This window comes from Pseudomonas sp. RT6P73, assembly GCF_054897715.1.
Genome location: NZ_JBUBUV010000002.1, coordinates 3,873,338 through 3,891,684 on the forward strand (window position 1 = coordinate 3,873,338; position 18,347 = coordinate 3,891,684).

At 59.1% G+C, this 18,347-nt stretch carries 13 protein-coding genes; 6 read left to right on the forward strand and 7 right to left on the reverse strand.

Going from position 1 to position 18,347, the window contains the following annotated elements; genetic code table 11:
- Positions 1–7: 7 nt before the first annotated feature.
- Together ACYZT6_RS18145 and ACYZT6_RS18150 are read left to right on the forward strand one after the other, a co-directional pair.
- On the forward strand, positions 8–3,652 hold the full coding sequence (locus ACYZT6_RS18145) for a transporter substrate-binding domain-containing protein (RefSeq protein WP_462028073.1): 3,645 nt from the start codon (positions 8–10) through the stop codon (positions 3,650–3,652).
- 49 nt (positions 3,653–3,701) lie between these two features.
- Entirely contained in the window at positions 3,702–6,650 is a 2,949-nt protein-coding gene (locus ACYZT6_RS18150) for an HD domain-containing phosphohydrolase (protein ID WP_462028074.1), read from the forward strand.
- Here the strand turns inward: ACYZT6_RS18150 and ACYZT6_RS18155 are convergent, their stop codons facing one another.
- Complete coding sequence (locus ACYZT6_RS18155; RefSeq protein WP_094468350.1) at positions 6,651–7,133, reverse strand: GAF domain-containing protein; 483 nt, start codon at positions 7,131–7,133, stop codon at positions 6,651–6,653.
- Complete coding sequence (locus tag ACYZT6_RS18160) at positions 7,130–8,020, reverse strand: ATP-binding protein (protein ID WP_462028075.1); 891 nt, start codon at positions 8,018–8,020, stop codon at positions 7,130–7,132. Before ACYZT6_RS18160 ends, ACYZT6_RS18155 begins: the two co-directional genes overlap by 4 nt.
- A gap of 168 nt (positions 8,021–8,188) precedes the next feature.
- Here ACYZT6_RS18160 and ACYZT6_RS18165 point away from each other — a divergent pair, with 168 nt between their 5' ends.
- Positions 8,189–10,510 (forward strand): hybrid sensor histidine kinase/response regulator, encoded by a 2,322-nt coding sequence (locus ACYZT6_RS18165; protein WP_462028076.1) that lies wholly within the window; start codon positions 8,189–8,191, stop codon positions 10,508–10,510.
- Here the strand turns inward: ACYZT6_RS18165 and ACYZT6_RS18170 are convergent.
- The 3 genes from ACYZT6_RS18170 to msrB all read right to left on the reverse strand — a co-directional run bounded on the left by ACYZT6_RS18170 (position 10,494) and on the right by msrB (position 12,020).
- The gene (locus tag ACYZT6_RS18170; RefSeq protein WP_462028077.1) at positions 10,494–10,955 is read right to left on the reverse strand and encodes a MarR family winged helix-turn-helix transcriptional regulator; all 462 of its coding nucleotides are present in this window, start codon (positions 10,953–10,955) and stop codon (positions 10,494–10,496) included. The two genes, ACYZT6_RS18165 and ACYZT6_RS18170, sit on opposite strands and share 17 nt — an antisense overlap.
- On the reverse strand, positions 10,952–11,437 hold the full coding sequence (locus ACYZT6_RS18175) for a glutathione peroxidase (protein WP_438659299.1): 486 nt from the start codon (positions 11,435–11,437) through the stop codon (positions 10,952–10,954). The genes ACYZT6_RS18170 and ACYZT6_RS18175 overlap by 4 nt, the downstream gene beginning before the upstream one ends.
- Before the next feature lie 187 nt (positions 11,438–11,624).
- Entirely contained in the window at positions 11,625–12,020 is a 396-nt protein-coding gene (gene msrB, locus ACYZT6_RS18180) for a peptide-methionine (R)-S-oxide reductase MsrB (RefSeq protein ID WP_462028078.1), read from the reverse strand.
- Between the two features lie 226 nt (positions 12,021–12,246).
- Between msrB and ACYZT6_RS18185 the strand changes: the two genes are divergently transcribed.
- Positions 12,247–13,458, forward strand: a complete 1,212-nt coding sequence (locus ACYZT6_RS18185) for a pyridoxal phosphate-dependent aminotransferase (protein WP_008030363.1) — start codon at positions 12,247–12,249, stop codon at positions 13,456–13,458.
- Positions 13,459–13,774: 316 nt separating this feature from the next.
- Positions 13,775–14,662 carry a protease HtpX gene (gene htpX / locus ACYZT6_RS18190; protein WP_059403635.1) on the forward strand — a complete coding sequence of 296 codons (888 nt, stop codon included), beginning with the start codon at positions 13,775–13,777 and terminating at the stop codon, positions 14,660–14,662.
- Between the two features lie 206 nt (positions 14,663–14,868).
- Here the strand turns inward: htpX and ACYZT6_RS18195 are convergent, their stop codons facing one another.
- Positions 14,869–15,525 (reverse strand): thiopurine S-methyltransferase, encoded by a 657-nt coding sequence (locus ACYZT6_RS18195; protein WP_462028079.1) that lies wholly within the window; start codon positions 15,523–15,525, stop codon positions 14,869–14,871.
- A 103-nt stretch (positions 15,526–15,628) separates the two neighbouring features.
- Here ACYZT6_RS18195 and ACYZT6_RS18200 point away from each other — a divergent pair, with 103 nt between their 5' ends.
- Positions 15,629–16,396, forward strand: coding sequence for a DODA-type extradiol aromatic ring-opening family dioxygenase (locus ACYZT6_RS18200; RefSeq protein WP_462028080.1), 768 nt, complete (start codon positions 15,629–15,631; stop codon positions 16,394–16,396).
- Between the two features lie 243 nt (positions 16,397–16,639).
- Here ACYZT6_RS18200 and ACYZT6_RS18205 read toward each other — a convergent pair whose 3' ends face one another.
- Positions 16,640–18,313, reverse strand: coding sequence for a DEAD/DEAH box helicase (locus ACYZT6_RS18205; RefSeq protein WP_123510266.1), 1,674 nt, complete (start codon positions 18,311–18,313; stop codon positions 16,640–16,642).
- Positions 18,314–18,347: the final 34 nt, after the last annotated feature.

The window sequence follows — 18,347 nt, forward strand, 5'->3', positions numbered from 1 at the left end:
AGACAGGATGCCCAGTCGTATAAAGGATTATCTGATACTGCTGACCGCGGGTTTATGCCTGAGCACCTCAGTGCACGCGGCACAGACTGCGAGTGAGCATTACACCCTGCTCAGTCGTTCAATGACCGGACACATGGAAGTCCAGCTGGATAAATCGCAACAACAATGGCTTAACAACAAGCGTGAACTGATTCTGGGCACCTCTGCCCCTGACTATCCTCCTTTCGACCTGACCATCAGTGGCCACGACTACGAAGGCTTCACCGCTGATTACGCGGGCATCCTGGGCAAGGCCACCGGTTTGCCAGTCAAGGTGCAGCGCTACGCGTCCCGGGGAGACGCGATCGAGGCATTGGAAAAAGGCGAGGTCGACATGCTCGGGAGCGCCAATGGTTTTGAAGCCCGCAATGCCGATATTGTACTGTCCACGCCCTATGCCGTGGATCAACCGGTTCTGGTGACGCGAGAAGGAGAAACAAGATCCCTGAGCGATGGCCTCGCCGGGCTGCGGCTGAGCATGGTCTATCACTATCTGCCGCTGGACGAAGTCAGGGCCCTGTACCCGAAAGCGATCATCACCTCCTACCCCTCCTACCAGAATGCAATCAATGCGGTGGCTTTCGACCAGGCCGATGTTTTTCTTGGCGACACCATTTCCACCCATTACATGATCAACAAGGGGTATCTGAACAACATCCGCATGGCCAACTTCGGTAAACACGAGGCCCACGGTTTCAGCTTTGCCGTGCATAAGGACAACCGGGATCTGCTCGGGATCATTAACGCAATCCTCAAGGCGACCCCTGGCAGCGAGCGAGAAAACATCGCCAAACGCTGGAGTGCGGGCAGTGACATTCTTCTCACCGATCAGAAACTGCAACTCTCCGACCGCGAAGAACGCTGGCTGGCACTCCATCCCGTTGTGAGGGTCGTGGTCAACGAGGCCTTGGCACCGCTGACCTTTTTCGACAGCGACGGCAACTTTCGGGGCGTCTCTGCCGACTTGCTCGAGTTGATCAGATTGCGCACCGGTTTACGCTTTGAGATCCATCGCAGCCGCAACGATGACGAAATGATCGAGCAGGTCAACAGCAACCAGGCCGACCTGATCGCCGCTCTGCTCCCCAGCGCGCAGCGTGAAACGATGCTGAACTTCAGCCGCCCTTACCTGGAAAACTCCGTTGTCCTGCTGACTCGCAAAGCGGCCGGCAGCCCGTCAAACCTGACGCAGCTAAAGGACCAGCGCCTGGCCATCGCCCAAGGCAATCCAATGGCGGATTACCTGCGCCGCGAGTTCCCGCGAATCCATCTGATCGAAACGCCGGACACCTTCAGCGCCGTGGAATTACTCGCCGAGGGTCAGGCTGAAGGTGCAGTGAGCTCATTGGTGATTGCCAACTATTTCATCTCATCGCGAATTTTCGAGCACACACTTCAAATCAGCACCACCATCGGCACCCGGCAAGCCGCGTTCTCCCTGGCGACCGGGCGCGACGCCAAAGAGCTGGGTTCGATCCTCGACAAGGCATTGATGAGCATCGCACCGGAAGAGCTGGGCATTATCAACAGCCGCTGGCGAGGCTACTCGTCGGCCTCGCAAAGTACCTGGCGCAACTATCACCGGGTGTTCTATCAGATCGTTCTCGGTATCGGCGTGCTTCTACTGATTTCCGTCACCTGGAACGCTTACATGCGTCGTCAGATCAATCAGCGTCTGGCCGCCGAGCTCGCCTTGAACGACCAACTCGAATTCATGCGGTCGCTGGTCAACGGAACGCCTCATCCCATCTACGTGCGTGATCGCCAGGGTTTGCTGCAAAGCTGCAACGACAGTTACCTGGAGACCTTTTGCGCCAGACGCGAAGACGTGATGGGTAAAACCGTCATGCAGGGCAGCATGAGCAACTCATTTGAAGCTCATGAATATCAGGCGGATTACCAACGCGTCGTGGCCGAAGGCGTGCCGTTGATTCTCGACCGGCCATTGCATATCGGTGACCGCTCGCTGACGATTTATCATTGGATACTTCCCTACCGGGACTCCAGCGGTGAAGTACAAGGCATCATTGGCGGCTGGATCGACATCAGCGAGCGGCGACAACTTTTCGATGACCTGCGTGCCGCGAAAGAGCGTGCGGATGAAGCCAACCGCGCCAAAAGCACCTTTCTGGCGACCATGAGTCATGAAATCCGAACGCCGATGAACGCAATCATCGGCATGCTCGAACTGACCCTCAAGCGTATCGATCACCGCCATCCGGATCGCCCGGCCATTGACGTGGCCTACCACTCGGCGAAAGACCTGCTGAACCTGATCGGGGACATTCTTGATATTGCGCGAATTGAATCCGGGCGCCTGAGCCTGAGCCCGGAACGCGTCAACCTGGGAGAAACCGTGGCGTCGGTGGTGCGGATCTTCGACGGACTGGCCCGCCAGAAAAATCTTGGCCTGCGGCTGGACTTCAACCCTGCCGAACCACCCCCCGATGTCCTGCTGGACCCGATGCGCTTCAAGCAGGTGCTGTCCAACCTGGTGAGCAACGCCATCAAGTTCACCGAACAGGGTCAGGTCCGGATTGTGGTCGAGCTGCATCCGACCGATGAACCCGAGCGGATGTTGCTGCAGTTGCAGGTTGAGGACAGCGGTGTAGGGATCAGTGAACAGGATCAACGGCGTTTGTTCGAGCCTTTTGCCCAGGCCGATAATACCGGGCAGTCCGTCAGAGGCGGTGCGGGGCTTGGCCTGGTGATCAGCCGCAGTCTGTGCGAGATGATGGGCGGCAGCCTGCAATTGAGCAGCCAGGCCGGTATCGGTACTCAGGTCCAGGTCTCGCTGAACCTTGCAACGCTGCCAGCCGAGCGGGTGACGAAAACCGCTGAACCGCCTATCCATGCAACCGCGGCTACGCTGAACGTCCTGGTGGTCGATGACCATCCCGCCAATCGCTTGCTCATGTGCCAGCAGCTGGAGTTCCTGGGGCATCGCTCCAGCGCCGCACCGGATGGCGAAGCGGGGTTGAAAGCCTGGAAGGACGAGTTGTTCGATCTGGTGATTGTCGATTGCAACATGCCGATCATGGATGGATACGAACTGGCTCGCACCATTCGCCAACATGAACAACAAACCCAGTGCAGGCCTTGTACCGTGCTGGGGTTCACCGCCAATGCACAGCCCGAGGAAATCCAACGCTGCAAACTCGCCGGAATGGACGACTGCCTGTTCAAACCCCTCAGCCTGACAGCTTTGAGTCAATGGGTTGGAGGCGTTGCGCCGATGGTCCGCGCCCCAGCCTTCAGCCTTGCAGGGCTGCACCTGTTAACGGGTGGCAGCCCGACACTGGACCACCGGTTGTTGTCCGAATTACTGAACAGCAACCGTCTGGACCGGCAAGAGTTGCTGGCGTTGTCCCCCTCAGAGGACCGGCAGTCTTTCATCGACGTTGCCCACAAAATCAAGGGTGCTGCGCGAATCGTCCAGGCCTGCCGGTTGATCGACAGCTGCGAGGCGCTCGAAAACGCCTGTCATGAAGTGTCCCACCCTGACGAAGTCGTTAATTGCACCAAGGCCCTGGACCGCGCCATGCTCGAACTGGAGCAGGCATTGCAACAACAGATAGGCCAAAACGACAAAAGCAGAATGATGGAGCCTTAACTATGCTTGGACGCTGAGCAGTGTGTTAACCATCATGGAGAGACCCGCAATGCCCAGCCCACTGCGCCCGGATCAACGCCGGTTTCCCCTGCACATCCATATCAGTGTGATGTTCACCTTCCTGTTATTGCTGACCGGCGTGGTGTTGGGCATTTTCAATTACGGCCAAACCACGCAGATCATTCTTTCCAGCAGTGAAAAGCTCTTCAATCGCATCGAGCAGGATGTCCGCCTGGACCTGCAAGGCACCTATGAACCGATTCGTCATCTACTGAGCCTGCTGGCGGACTATCCGGCAACCCGGGCACCGGATCTGGAGCAGCGACTGGAGTTGCTTCAGCCTTTCAGCCAATCGCTCAAGGACAACCCCAACCTGGCATCGTTGTACCTGGGCTACGACAACGGCGACTTTTTCATGGTTCGCCCCCTACGGACCACAGCCCTGAGAACCGCCCTGAAAGCCCCGGACACGGCGGCGTTTCAAGTCTGGAGCATCGAGCACAATGGCAGCAGTGGTCAGATCCGCTCTCAATCCCTGTTTTTTGATCAATCCCTGACACTCCTCAACCGTCAGGACAATCCCGACGAAACCTTCGATCCCCGTACCCGCGCCTGGTTCTCCAGCGCGCTCGGCGATGTGGGCCAAATCACCACCGAACCCTACGTTTTTTTCTCCACCCACAACGTCGGCACCACCCTGGCCCGGCGCAGTGGTGAGAATGCGGTGATGGGCGCCGACCTGACGCTGGCTGAGTTGTCGGCCACCCTGGCCAAACATGTGGTGACGCCCCATACCGAAATCGTGCTGTTCGATGCCCAGGGCAATGCGATCGCCTACCCCGACAGCAGCAAGCTGATCATCGACGACAAGACCGCTCGCCTGAACAAGGCGGCCGACCTGAGCCCCGGCCTCGGTGCCCTGCTCACCCGTCCTCCCGCCGGTAATCGTCTGGACGCCGCCGGTCGTCAATGGATCGTGGCGCGCAGCAGCATGACGGAGGGCGGACCACAGGGCCTGCAATTGGCGTTGCTGGTGCCAGAGGACGAATTGCTCGCCGATGCCTACCGCATGCGTTGGCAAGGCGCGTTGATTACGCTGACGACATTGCTGCTGTGCCTGCCCGTGGGATGGTTGACTTCAAGAGTCCTGGTCAAGCCGCTGCGCGCATTGGTTCAGGAAGCCGATGCTGTTCGCAGTTTCAATTTCAACGTTCCGATCGGCCGTCGTTCGCCGGTGCTTGAAATTGATCAGCTGAGCGTGTCGATGGCGCGAATGAAGGACACCCTGGGTAGTTTTTTCCAGATCACCGATAGCCTGAGCGCCGAGACCCGCTTCGCGCCACTCCTGCAGCGGGTGTTGTTTGAAACCGTGAAGATCGGCCAGGCACAGGCCGGTCTGATTTACCTGCGCGAGCGTGACAGCGATCGCATGGAGCCCCAAGGCCTGGTCATCAATGGCACGTCACAGGCATTGCCGTCGTTCGGTGTTCAAGGACATGAACTCCAGGACCCGCAGAGTCCTCAGTGGTTGCAGCAGTTGTCGAACGCCGACAATGTCGTCACCAATCTGGGTTTCGAACAGGCGGGGGATTTGCAGAAGGTGATGCTCGCGCTGGAATGCCCCCGGGTTCACCTGATCGGCATCCGCTTACACAATCGGCACAACGAAACCGTGGGCCTGTTGACCCTGCTGTTGACCGACAGCGGTGCACAAAGCGACCTGGAAAAACTTCGCCCGGACCGCATCGCCTTTCTCCAGGCTGTTTCCGGCGCGGCCGCCGTGTGCATTGAAAGCCAGCGCCTGCAAACCAAGCAGAAACAATTGCTGGACGCCTTCATTCAACTGCTGGCCGGTGCGATCGATGCCAAGAGCCCCTACACCGGAGGTCACTGCCAGCGAGTGCCGGAACTGACTCTGATGCTTGCCCAGGCGGCAGCCGCCAGTCAGGACCCGGCCTTCAGCGACTACCAACCCACCGAAGACGAGTGGGAAGCACTGCACATTGCGGCCTGGCTGCACGACTGCGGAAAGGTCACGACACCTGAATACGTGGTCGATAAAGCCACCAAACTTGAGACCCTGAACGACCGCATCCATGAAATCCGCACTCGTTTCGAAGTCCTCAAGCGTGATGCCTGGATCAACTATTGGCAGGCCATTGCCCTGGGCGGTGACGAACAGCACCTGGCCGAATTGCGCAATGCCAACCTGGCCGGGCTGGATGATGATTTCGCCTTCGTCGCCCGCTGCAATCTGGGCGCAGAGGCCATGGCCGAGGCCGATCTGCAACGACTGCGCAGCATTGCCCAGCGCAACTGGACCCGAACCCTGGACGATCGACTCGGCGTGTCCTGGGAAGAGAACCGCCGCCAGGCAGGAACCCCGGCACCGACCTTGCCGGTCAGCGAGCCGCTGTTGGCGGACAAGCCCGAGCACTTGTTCGAACGCGCCGAAAGCGAGCTGATCCCGGAAGACAATCCCTGGGGTTTCAAGCTCGATGTGCCGCACTACAAGTACAACCGGGGCGAACTCTACAACCTGAGCATCGCCCGAGGCACGCTGACCCGCGAGGAGCGTTACATCATCAATCACCACATGGTGCAGACGATCCTGATGCTCAGCCACCTGCCCTTCCCCGGCCACCTTAACAACGTCGCGGAAATCGCCGGCGGCCATCACGAGAAAATGGACGGCACCGGTTATCCCAAACAGTTGAAACGCGAAGAAATGAGCCTGCCGGCACGGATGATGGCGATTGCCGATATTTTCGAGGCGCTGACCGCCGCCGATCGCCCCTACAAGAAGGCTAAATCCTTGAGCGAAGCGCTGGGCATCATGGCTACCATGTGCCGTGATGCCCATATCGATCCAGAGTTGTTCGGTCTGTTCATCAACGCCGGAATCTATTTGCAGTACGCCGACCGATTCCTCGATCCACGACAGATCGATGCAGTCGACCCGTCAAGCCTGCTGGTCAAGGCCGGTTTGAGGGCGTGATCAGCAATCGGTCAGTCGCAGGAAAATCGCCGCCAGTTGCTCGATACCGGCTTGATCGTCAGCGGTAAACCGCGCCAGGCTCGGACTGTCGAGGTCCAGCACACCGATCAGGCGGCCGTCCTTGACCAGCGGCACAACCAGTTCACTGTTTGATGCGCTGTCGCAAGCAATGTGCCCGGGGAACGCGTGAACATCTTCGACAAGCTGGGTCTGCAAGGTCGCCGCCGCCGTCCCGCACACGCCGCGACCGAACGGAATGCGTACACAGGCGATTTGCCCCTGAAACGGGCCCAGCACCAGTTCTTCGTTGCGATTGAGGTAGAAACCGGCCCAGTTCAGGTCGTCGAGCTGGCTGTACAGGAACGCTGAAAACTGTGCGGCGTTGGCAATGAAGTCACGCTCGTCCGCCAACAACGACTCCAGCTGCGCCCATAACATGCCGTAACCGTCCAGGCCTTGGCCGCTCTTCTGTAAATCGATCATGCTTTGTGCTCCAACAGCTTCAGCCCTACCCAATAGCGGGCAAATTGATACGCGCAGCGTCCATTGCGATTGCCCCGGCCCGTGGCCCAGCGCACGGCGAGGATGTCCAGGTCTTCGTTACGCTGCCACTCGAGACCGGATTTCTCGGCCAATTGACCGATCCAGTGCTCGACGACATTAAGGAAGTGCTCTTGAGTAAACGGATAGAACGACAGCCACAATCCAAAACGGTCCGACAGCGCGATCTTGTCTTCCACCGCCTCGCTGGGATGCAGTTCGCCGTCAACCCTTTTCCAGTTTTCGTTATCGCTTTCCTTTTCCGGCACCAGGTGGCGACGGTTGGAGGTGGCGTAGAGCAACACGTTATCCGGCGCCTGTTCCAGAGAACCGTCGAGCACGCTCTTGAGCACGCGATAGTCGCCTTCGCCCGATTCAAACGACAGGTCATCGCAGAACAGCACGAAACGCTGAGGCAGCTTGGCGATCTGTTCGACCACGCGCGGCAGGTCCGCCAGATGATCGCGCTCGATCTCGATCAGCCGCAGACCGGCCTTGGCGTGCTCGGACAGCAAGGCGCGCACCAGCGACGACTTGCCGGTGCCGCGCGAGCCCCAGAGCAGTGCGTGGTTGGCGGGCATGCCGTCGAGGAACTGCCGGGTATTGCGCCCCAGTTGCTCCACTTGCCGGTCGACACCGATCAGGTCGGACAACCGCGTGTCGAGGCTGACGTGCAGCGGCAACAGAAAACCGCTGCGGCCCTCGCGCTGCCAGCGTGCAGCCAGGCATTGCGTCCAGTCGATGGCTTGCCGATGTGCAGGCAAGAGCGGTTCGATACGGGCCAGGACGGCATCGGCGCGTTCAAGAAAAGCATTCAATCGGGAATCCACGTCTTCTCCTCGGGCACGTTCACAGTGATGATGGCATTACAGCGACGGTACACAGCGTTCGGTATCCGGTTCATCCCTTGTTGCACAAGGGCTCGCGAGAACAACGGTATCCATGCATGATCGACTATGCTTGAGCAGCGAAGGGAAACGGAAGTGGTTCAACACCCCATGGATATCAAATTCACCCACCGGCTGTCTTACAAGCAAGCCAGGCTGACTGTGCTGGTCGGTTTTATTCTGGGCACGCTGCTCAGTCTGCTGCAAATAGGCATCGATTATGCCAGCGAAGACGCCTCCATCAACCGCGAAATACTGTCTTTGCTTGAAATCAGCCATAACCCCGCGTCCCGCATCGCCTACAACATCGACGCCGAACTCGCTCAGGAACTGACCATGGGCCTGCTGCGCTCACCGGCGATCGTCGGCGGGCAACTGATTGACAACAACGGTACCGTTCTGGCCAGCGTCAAACGTCCGACCCAGCAAAACAATTACCGAATGATCAGCGACTTCCTGTTCGGCGCCAACCGCCAGTTTGAAGACCGTCTCTACCTTGACCACTTGCCGGACGAATCCCTCGGCACCTTGCGACTGGAAGTCGATACCTACGCCTACGGCAGCCGCTTCCTGCGCCGGGCGGAGGTGACGCTGCTCAACGGCTTCGCTCGCAGCCTGCTCCTGACCGGCATCCTGTTGGCGCTGTTTTACGTGATGCTGACGAAACCGCTGGTGCGGGTTATCCGCGAACTCAGCGGACGCGATCCGCGCAGCGCGGAACCGACCTGGCTGGAATACCCGAGCGGGCATAAAAACGATGAAATCGGTGTACTGGTCAAAGTGGCCAACCAGCAATTCGAGAACATCGCCACCGAAATCCAGCAGCGACGCAACGCCGAAAACCGCCTGACCGACTACCTCGGGCAACTGGAAAACATCGTCTCGGCGCGCACCGCGGAACTCAAGGCGATCAACGCCAGGCTCAGCCAATCCAACCAGGAACTGGAAGTCGCACGCAGCACCGCCCTCGATATGGCCGAAGCACGCTCGGTGTTCCTCGCCAACATGAGCCATGAAATCCGCACGCCGCTCAACGGCCTGCTGGGCATGATCGCGCTCTCGCTGGACGGCCCGCTCAATGCCGAACAACAGCAACAGCTGTCCATCGCCCATGACTCGGGCAAAGTGCTGGTGGAACTGCTCAACGACATTCTCGACCTGTCGAAATTCGATGCCGGCCAGCTCGAACTCGAACACATTCCGTTCGACCTCGGGTCGCTGATCGAAGACACCGCCAACCTGCTGTCTCAGAACGCCGCGCCCAGCGTCGAGTTGACCTGTCTGATCGACCCGCACTTTCCAGCGCTGGTGCTGGGGGACCCGACGCGCGTCCGGCAGATCGTCAGCAACCTGTTGTCCAACGCCCTCAAGTTCACCCGTTTCGGTCGGGTCGATGTGCGTCTTTCAACGTTTGAAGATGGCGTCAGAATCGAAGTCTGCGACACCGGTATCGGGATTGCCCAGGATGCTCAGGTCAAAATCTTCCAGCCGTTCACGCAGGCGGGCGCGGGTATCACCCGGCAGTTCGGCGGCACCGGGTTGGGCCTGGCGCTGACCTATAACCTCTGCGAAGCCATGCAGGGGCGTCTGACCATCAGCTCGGAAGCGGGTTTCGGCAGCCAGTTCTGCGCCGACCTGCCGTTACCCTGCCACACCCGGGCCATTTCCCCGCAGCCTTTACCGGGCAAGGTCATCGCGATCACTGCTGCCAACAGTGGCCTGGCGGAACTGTTGAAAAATCTGTTGCCCGGCTGGGGCCTGGACTACCAACAACGCTCCATTGATGACTCGTTTATCGGCCTCGACCCGGATGTGCTGATCACTGACTGTCCCGAATGCCTGTTTGGCCTGCGCCCGACCCTCGACGCCCCGATTCTGCTGGTGACCGCCTATGGCAGCTTCATGCCCAGCGAAGAAGCGAGTGCCTTGGCGCCCTTGCAACAACAGGCACGACCTCTGGCGCGCAATGCGCTTTACCAGACATTGCGCCGGGTGCTGCAGCCGGAAAGCAACCTGATCAACGGTGCCCGGGTCGAAGCCCTTACCCCGCAACGACGCGGACGCGTCCTGCTGGTGGAAGACAACCCGGTCAATCAATTGGTGGCCAAGGGCATGCTCGGCAAACTCGGTTGCGAGGTGATCGTCGCCGCTCACGGTGCCGAAGCCCTGGATCAGCTCGAGCACAATGAATTCGATCTGGTGCTGATGGACTGCAACATGCCGGTGATGGATGGCTATGAGGCCAGTCGGCAAATCCGTCGCAGCGGGCGCTGGCCACAATTGCCCATCGTTGCCTTGACCGCCAACGCCATGTCCGAGGAACGCGAACGCTGCCGTGTGGCGGGCATGAGCGATTACCTGGCCAAGCCCTTTCGCCGTGAAGAGCTGGCCGCCCTGCTCGACCTGTGGATACCGACTACGACAGCGCTTTGATTTGCCCCAACAGTTGATCCAGACCGTCGCGCAGATCATTCAGGCGATCCAGATCGACGCCGCTGTCGCACAACAACCGGGTCTTGAGCGGCCCGACCTGATCACGCAAGACCTTGCCGGTGGGCGAAAGACTCAGGTGCACCTCGCGCTCATCACGCGCCGAACGTTGGCGCTGCACCAGTTGCAGCTGCTCAAGACGCTTGAGCAACGGCGTCAGGGTGCCGGAATCCAGCGCCAGGCGTTCGCCCAGCGCCTTGACCGTCGGCTGTTCCGGCGCCGCCTCCTGCCATTCCCACAACACCAGCATCGCCAGGTATTGCGGATAGGTCAGGCCAAGTTGATCGAGCATCGGCTTGTACGCGCGGATGACCGCCCGAGAAGCGGCATACAGCTTGAAGCACAGCTGACTGTCGAGATTCAGGGAGTCGACTGACAAGGTGTTCATTTGAGCAGGGCTTCGATCTCGCGGCTCAGGTCCTGCGGCTTGGTCGCCGGAGCGAAACGCTTGACCAACTGGCCGTCCTTGCCGATCAGGAACTTGGTGAAGTTCCACTTGATGCCTTGGGAACCCAGCACGCCCGGTGCACGTTTTTTCAACTGCACGAACAGCGGATGGGCGCCGGCACCGTTGACATCAATCTTCTTGAACAGCGGGAAACTGACACCGAAGTTCAACTCGCAGAACTCGGAAATCGCGCCTTCGTTCCCCGGCTCCTGCTTGCCGAACTGATTGCAGGGAAAGCCGAGCACCACCAGGCCTTGATCCTTGTAGGTCTGCCACAACTCCTCGAGACCTTTGTATTGCGGGGTGAAACCGCATTTACTGGCGGTGTTGACCACCAGCACGGCTTTGCCGGCGAAATCGGCCAGGGTCTTTTGTTCACCTTTGATGGTGGTAACCGGGATGGTCAGCAGGTTGTCGCTCATGGCTTGGGCTCGATATAAAGGAACAAGCACTGAACATAGCGAGCAATTGAATTGTGTGCAATTTAAATTGTTGAACCCTGAACATCTGTAGGAGCGAAGCTTGCTCGCGAAGGCGTCAGTTCAGTCAACATCAGTGTTGAATGTCAGGACGCCTTCGCGAGCAAGCTTCGCTCCTACGGGGCCCGCATCAGGCGCGCGGCACCAGGTCCAGGCACACCGAGTTGATGCAATAACGCAGACCGGTCGGCGGCGGGCCATCCGGGAACACGTGCCCCAGGTGCGCCTCGCACTTGGCGCAGACCACTTCAGTGCGGATCATGCCGTGGCTGACGTCACGGATCTCGACCATCGCACTCTCGCCAATTGGCGCGTAGAAGCTCGGCCAGCCGCAGCCGGAGTCGAACTTGGTTTTCGAATCAAACAGCGGCTCGTTGCAGCAGATGCAGTGGTAAACGCCGTCAGTTTTGGTGTCGTTGTATTTGCCGGAGAACGGCCGTTCGGTGCCCTTGAGACGGCAAACGTTGTACTGCTCTGGATCGAGCATCGCCTTCCATTCTTCCAGGGTTTTTTCCAACTTTTCCATTGTCACACCTCAGCAGCTGAAAAAGCCCGATCTGTACCTTTTCCACGGATCGGGCGGCACGTATGATTGCGCCTCGTCAAACGCCAGTCTGGCAGCCAGACCACGCGCATTCAAACGGATTTATGGGTGCTGCCTCTCAAGGCGCCGGGCCTGTGTGAATACGCAGGATTCCCAGTACGGTAGTTCATACGCCGCCTGGATCGTTCATTTTCGGGAACACATCGCCATGCAGGTCAGCAAATCGAACAAGCTCGCCAACGTCTGCTACGACATTCGCGGCCCAGTGCTCAAGCACGCCAAGCGCCTGGAAGAGGAAGGTCATCGCATCCTCAAGCTGAACATCGGCAACCCGGCGCCTTTTGGTTTCGAAGCGCCGGACGAAATCCTTCAGGACGTGATCCGCAACTTGCCGACCGCCCAGGGCTATAGCGACTCAAAAGGCCTGTTCAGTGCGCGCAAGGCTGTCATGCAGTACTACCAGCAAAAGCAGGTGGAAGGCGTCGGCATTGAAGACATCTACCTGGGCAACGGCGTTTCCGAGCTGATCGTGATGTCAATGCAGGCATTGCTGAACAATGGCGACGAAGTGCTGGTGCCAGCGCCTGACTATCCATTGTGGACCGCGGCCGTGAGCCTGTCCGGCGGCAACCCGGTGCATTACCTGTGCGACGAGCAGGCCAACTGGTGGCCGGACCTGGCCGATATCAAGGCCAAGATCACCCCGAACACCAAGGCCCTGGTGATCATCAACCCGAACAACCCGACCGGCGCGGTGTATTCGAAGGAAGTGCTGCTGGGCATGCTGGAACTGGCTCGCCAGCACAATCTGGTGGTGTTCTCCGACGAGATCTACGACAAGATCCTATACGACGATGCCGTGCACATCTGCACCGCGTCCCTGGCCCCGGACCTGCTGTGCCTGACCTTCAACGGTCTGTCCAAGTCCTATCGCGTTGCCGGTTTCCGTTCCGGCTGGATCGCCATTTCCGGCCCGAAACACCACGCCCAGAGCTACATTGAAGGCATCGACATGCTGGCCAACATGCGCCTGTGTGCCAACGTGCCGAGCCAACACGCGATCCAGACCGCACTCGGCGGTTATCAGAGCATCAATGACCTGGTGTTACCGCAAGGTCGCTTGCTGGAGCAGCGCAATCGCACCTGGGAATTGCTCAACGACATTCCGGGCGTAAGTTGCGTCAAGCCGATGGGCGCGTTGTATGCGTTCCCGCGGATCGACCCGAAAGTCTGCCCGATCCACAACGACGAGAAGTTCGTGCTCGACCTGCTGCTCTCCGAGAAGCTGCTGGTGGTCCAAGGCACGGCCTTCAACTGGCCTTGGCCGGATCACTTCCGTGTCGTGACCTTGCCACGGGTGGACGACCTGGACATGGCCATTGGCCGGATTGGCAACTTCCTCAAATCCTACCGTCAGTAAACTGATATTCACCGTGCGACGCGTGCGTCTGTCGCACGGTGATTAATTCAGCAACATATCTTTGCGCCCTGCCAGACATCACTGCGCTTATCGCAGATTGATGCACTGCTTCGTGGCCGCGTCTAACAAAGACGGGGCCTGCGACGCGAATTGACTGTCAAACGCATCCGGCATCCCCGTCGGAAATGCCCTTCAAGCAGCTAGACTGTTGCCGTAGGACACAGTTTGAAATAGTCACTCGGTTGAATAGCCCGGTGCAGCACCTTATATACCCCGCAGTACGCTACATCTTTAGCATGAGGAGATTTCTACAACCATGATGCGCATCCTGCTGTTTTTGGCCACTAACCTGGCGGTCGTGCTGATTGCCAGCATCACCTTGAGCCTTTTCGGCTTCAACGGGTTCATGGCGGCCAACGGGGTTGATCTCAACCTCAATCAGCTGCTGATTTTCTGTGCGGTCTTTGGTTTCGCCGGTTCCCTGTTCTCGCTGTTCATCTCCAAGTGGATGGCGAAGATGAGCACCAGCACCCAAATCATCAGCCAGCCGCGCACCCGTCACGAACAATGGCTGCTGCAAACCGTCGAGCAACTGTCCCGCGAAGCCGGGATCAAGATGCCCGAAGTCGGGATTTTCCCTGCCTACGAGGCCAACGCGTTCGCGACGGGCTGGAACAAGAACGACGCACTGGTCGCGGTCAGTCAGGGCTTGCTCGAGCGTTTTTCGCCGGACGAAGTGAAGGCCGTTCTGGCCCACGAAATCGGCCACGTGGCCAATGGCGACATGGTCACCCTGGCGTTAATCCAGGGCGTGGTGAACACCTTCGTGATGTTCTTCGCACGGATCATCGGCAACTTTGTCGACAAGGTGATCTTCAAGAACGAAGAAGGCCAGGGCATCGCCTACTACGTGGCGACCATCTTCGCCGAACTGGTCCTGGGTATCCTGGCCAGCTCCATCGTCATGTGGTTCTCGCGCAAACGTGAGTTCCGCGCAGACGAAGCCGGTGCACGCCTGGCCGGTACCAGCGCAATGATTGGTGCCTTGCAACGCCTTCGTGCCGAACAGGGCCTGCCGGTGCACATGCCGGATACGCTGAATGCCTTTGGCATCAACGGCGGCATCAAACAAGGGTTCGCTCGTATGTTCATGAGCCACCCGCCGCTGGAAGAGCGTATTGACGCGTTGCGTCGTCGGGGCTGATAGCTTCCGTACTACGCATTAAAAGAAAAGGCCCGCAGTGATTGCGGGCCTTTTTTTGTCAGATGATTTTTGTAGTGCCTATCAGGGCCCCATCGTCGGAACGCCGCCCGGAGCCGGCTCGCTCCCACAGGGGAATGCATTCCATTGTGGGAGCGAGCCGGCTCCGGGCGGCGTTCCGACGATGGGGCCGGCATTAACAACACAAGCTATCGACTGGAAACCCGATAAACCCGCTCTTCAAGCCGCGTGACACCACTCTCGACAAACTTCCAGCTCTCGCCCAGCACATCCTGGTCTTCCAGAATCTTCAGCTCCCAGGTGGCCCCGAACAACCGTTGCACTTCGTCATCCAGCACGGCAAACGGCGGGCCGTCCTTTTGCGCCTGCTCGTAATCCAGGGTAATCAACAGCCCCAGCGAATCCTTCGGCAGAATCCGCTTCAGGTGCTCGGCGTATTGCTCACGCATCGTCGGCGGCAAGGCGATCAACGCCGCGCGGTCGTACAGCGCGCTGCAATCGGCGACATCGCCGGCAGTCAACGCGAAGAAATCACCACACCAGACCTCGATCGAACCCGCCCGGTAGACCGTGAAAGGACCCTGGTCGCTGACGTCCGGGTCAAATTGATGCTCGTGGAAAAAATCTTCCACAGCCTTTTCCGACAATTCGATACCCAACACTTCGTGACCGCATTTCGCCAGCCACAGCAGGTCCAGGCTTTTCCCACATAACGGCACCAATACGCGCGCGCCCTCCTCCAGGCCCAGCTGCGGCCAGTAACGTTGCAGATATGGATTCACTTCCGGCAGGTGAAAGCCGATCTGATTCGACGTCCACCGCTTGTGCCAAAACTCCGGCTGCATAATTAATCCCGAAAATTCGATCAAAAGACGCTAAAACTTATATTAGATTTAGATCAATGATCTGACTGAAGATGCTGCCATCTTACCCCTCAGGAGGTCATTCATGTTCCCCAGCCTGTACATATCCCATGGCTCGCCCATGTTGGCACTGGAACCAGGCGCCAGCGGACCCGCCCTGGCTCGCCTGGCCGCAGAATTGCCGAAACCGAAAGCCATCGTGATTGTGTCTGCGCACTGGGAAAGCAGCGAGCTGCTGGTCAGCGGCAATCCCCGGCCTGAAACCTGGCATGACTTCGGCGGCTTTCCCAAGGCCCTGTTCGAGGTGCAATACCCGGCGCCGGGCGATCCACAGCTGGCGGCAGAGGTTGTGGAGTTGTTGAAGGCCGATGGACTGCCTTCGCGCATCGATGCCACGCGGCCGTTCGATCACGGGGTCTGGGTGCCGTTGTCATTGATGTATCCGCAGGCTGACATCCCCGTGGTGCAAGTCTCACTGCCCACCCGTGGCGGCCCTGCCCTGCAAACCCGGGTCGGCCATGCCCTGGCCAGCCTGCGCGAACACGGCGTATTGTTGATCGGTTCTGGCAGCATCACCCATAACCTGCGAGAACTGGACTGGCACGCCGGCCCGGAAAGCGTCGAACCGTGGGCCAAAACGTTTCGCGACTGGATGATTGAAAAGCTCGCGACCAACGATGAAGCCGCGTTGCACGATTATCGTCAACAGGCGCCCAATGCGGTGCGCAACCATCCCAGCGATGAGCATTTGTTGCCGTTGTATTTTGCTCGTGGGGCTGGGGGTGAGTTCGGCGTTGCCCATCAAGGGTTCACCATGGGGGCGCTGGGGATGGACATCTACCGTTTCGGCTGACCGGTAGACCGAGTCGCTCCCATCGTCGGAACGCCGCCCGGAGCCGGCTCGCTCCCACAGTAGATCTTCAGTGAACACAATATCTGTGTATTACAGAGATCCCCTGTGGGAGCGAGCCGGCTCCGGGCGGCGTTCCGACGATGGGGCCCACTCGGTCTCCAGCCCATGCACAAACAGCAGGCCAAAAAAATCCCCGAACCAGTCGGGGATTTTTTATGTTCGATCAATCAGCCCGAGAACGGATCAATCTTCGCGATAGCGACGCAGCTTCAACTGCTTGCCGGCAACGCGAGTGTCCTTCAGTTTGGTCAGGAGTTTTTCCAGACCATCTTCCGGCAGCTCGACGAGGCTGAAGCTGTCACGCACCTGGATGCGACCGATGGCTTCACGGGCCAGACCACCTTCGTTGAGGATGGCGCCCAGCAGGTTTTTCGCGGCGATACCGTCACGCGCACCCAGCGCGGTACGGCAACGAGCACGGCCTTCAGCCAGTGCAACCGGAGCACGACGCTCACGATCACCACGGTCCGGACGATCACCGGTACGCTCTGGACGATCGCCACGCGGTGCATTGTTCGGCACCAGTGGACGTTCTTTCTCGATCGCAGCCAGGGTCAACGCCTGAGCGTTGGTTGCCTTGCGCAGCAGAGCAGCGGCCAGTGCACGCGGGGTGCAACCGATGTCGGCAGTCAGGCGATCCAGCAGATCACCGTGAGTCGATTCGGCATCAGCCACCAGCGGCGACAGGCTGTTGGTCAGTTTCTTGATGCGGGCATCGAGAACAGCCTGAGCATCCGGCAGGCGGACCTCGGCAACTTTCTGACCGGTTACACGCTCGATCACTTGCAGCATGCGGCGCTCACGTGGAGTCACCAACAGCAATGCACGACCTTCGCGACCGGCACGGCCAGTACGGCCGATACGGTGAACGTAGGATTCCGGGTCGTAAGGCATATCAACGTTGAACACGTGAGTGATACGCGGAACGTCCAGGCCACGAGCAGCTACGTCGGTCGCCACAACGATGTCCAGACGGCCATCCTTGAGGGATTCGATCACGCGCTCACGTTGGTTCTGAGCAATGTCACCGTTCAGCGCAGCGGCTTTGTAGCCTTTGGCTTCCAGGGCACTGGCCAGGTCCAGGGTCGCTTGCTTGGTGCGCACGAACATGATCAGGGCGTCGAAGTCTTCCACTTCCAGCAGGCTCAATACAGCCGAGGTCTTCTGGTCAGCGTGAACCAACAGGTGAGCCTGTTCGATCGCGGTAACGGTCTGAGTCTTGGTCTGGATCTTCACGTGTTGCGGATCGCGCAGATGGCGTTCGGCAATGGCACGGATCGACTGTGGCAGGGTGGCCGAGAACAATACGGTCTGACGGGTGGGTGGCAGAGCCTTGAAGATAACTTCTAGGTCGTCCATGAAACCCAGTTTGAGCATTTCGTCCGCTTCGTCGAGAACCAGGTGGTTCACGGTCGACAGGACTTTTTCGTCACGACGCAGGTGGTCGCACAGACGGCCCGGCGTGGCGACAACGATCTGTGCGCCATTACGGATTGCTTTCAGTTGTGGACCCATAGGGGCGCCGCCGTAAACGGCCACAACGGTAACGCCCGGCATTTGCTTGGCGTAGGTTTCGAAAGCGGTTGCTACTTGCAGCGCCAACTCACGGGTTGGCGCCAGGATCAGGGCTTGCGGCTCGCGCTTGGCAGGATCGATGCGGTGCAGGATCGGCAGGGCGAACGCGGCGGTTTTACCCGTACCGGTTTGCGCCTGGCCAATCATGTCGTGGCCGGCCATGATGATCGGGATCGATTGCTGCTGAATAGCCGAAGGCTCTTCGTAGCCAGTCGCGATGACGGCTGCAAGAATATTCGGATTAAGATTAAAAGCGGCGAAGCCGCCGGTTTCCTGGGTCATGGGTCTGCCTCTAAGTGCATCCGCAAAGACCCAT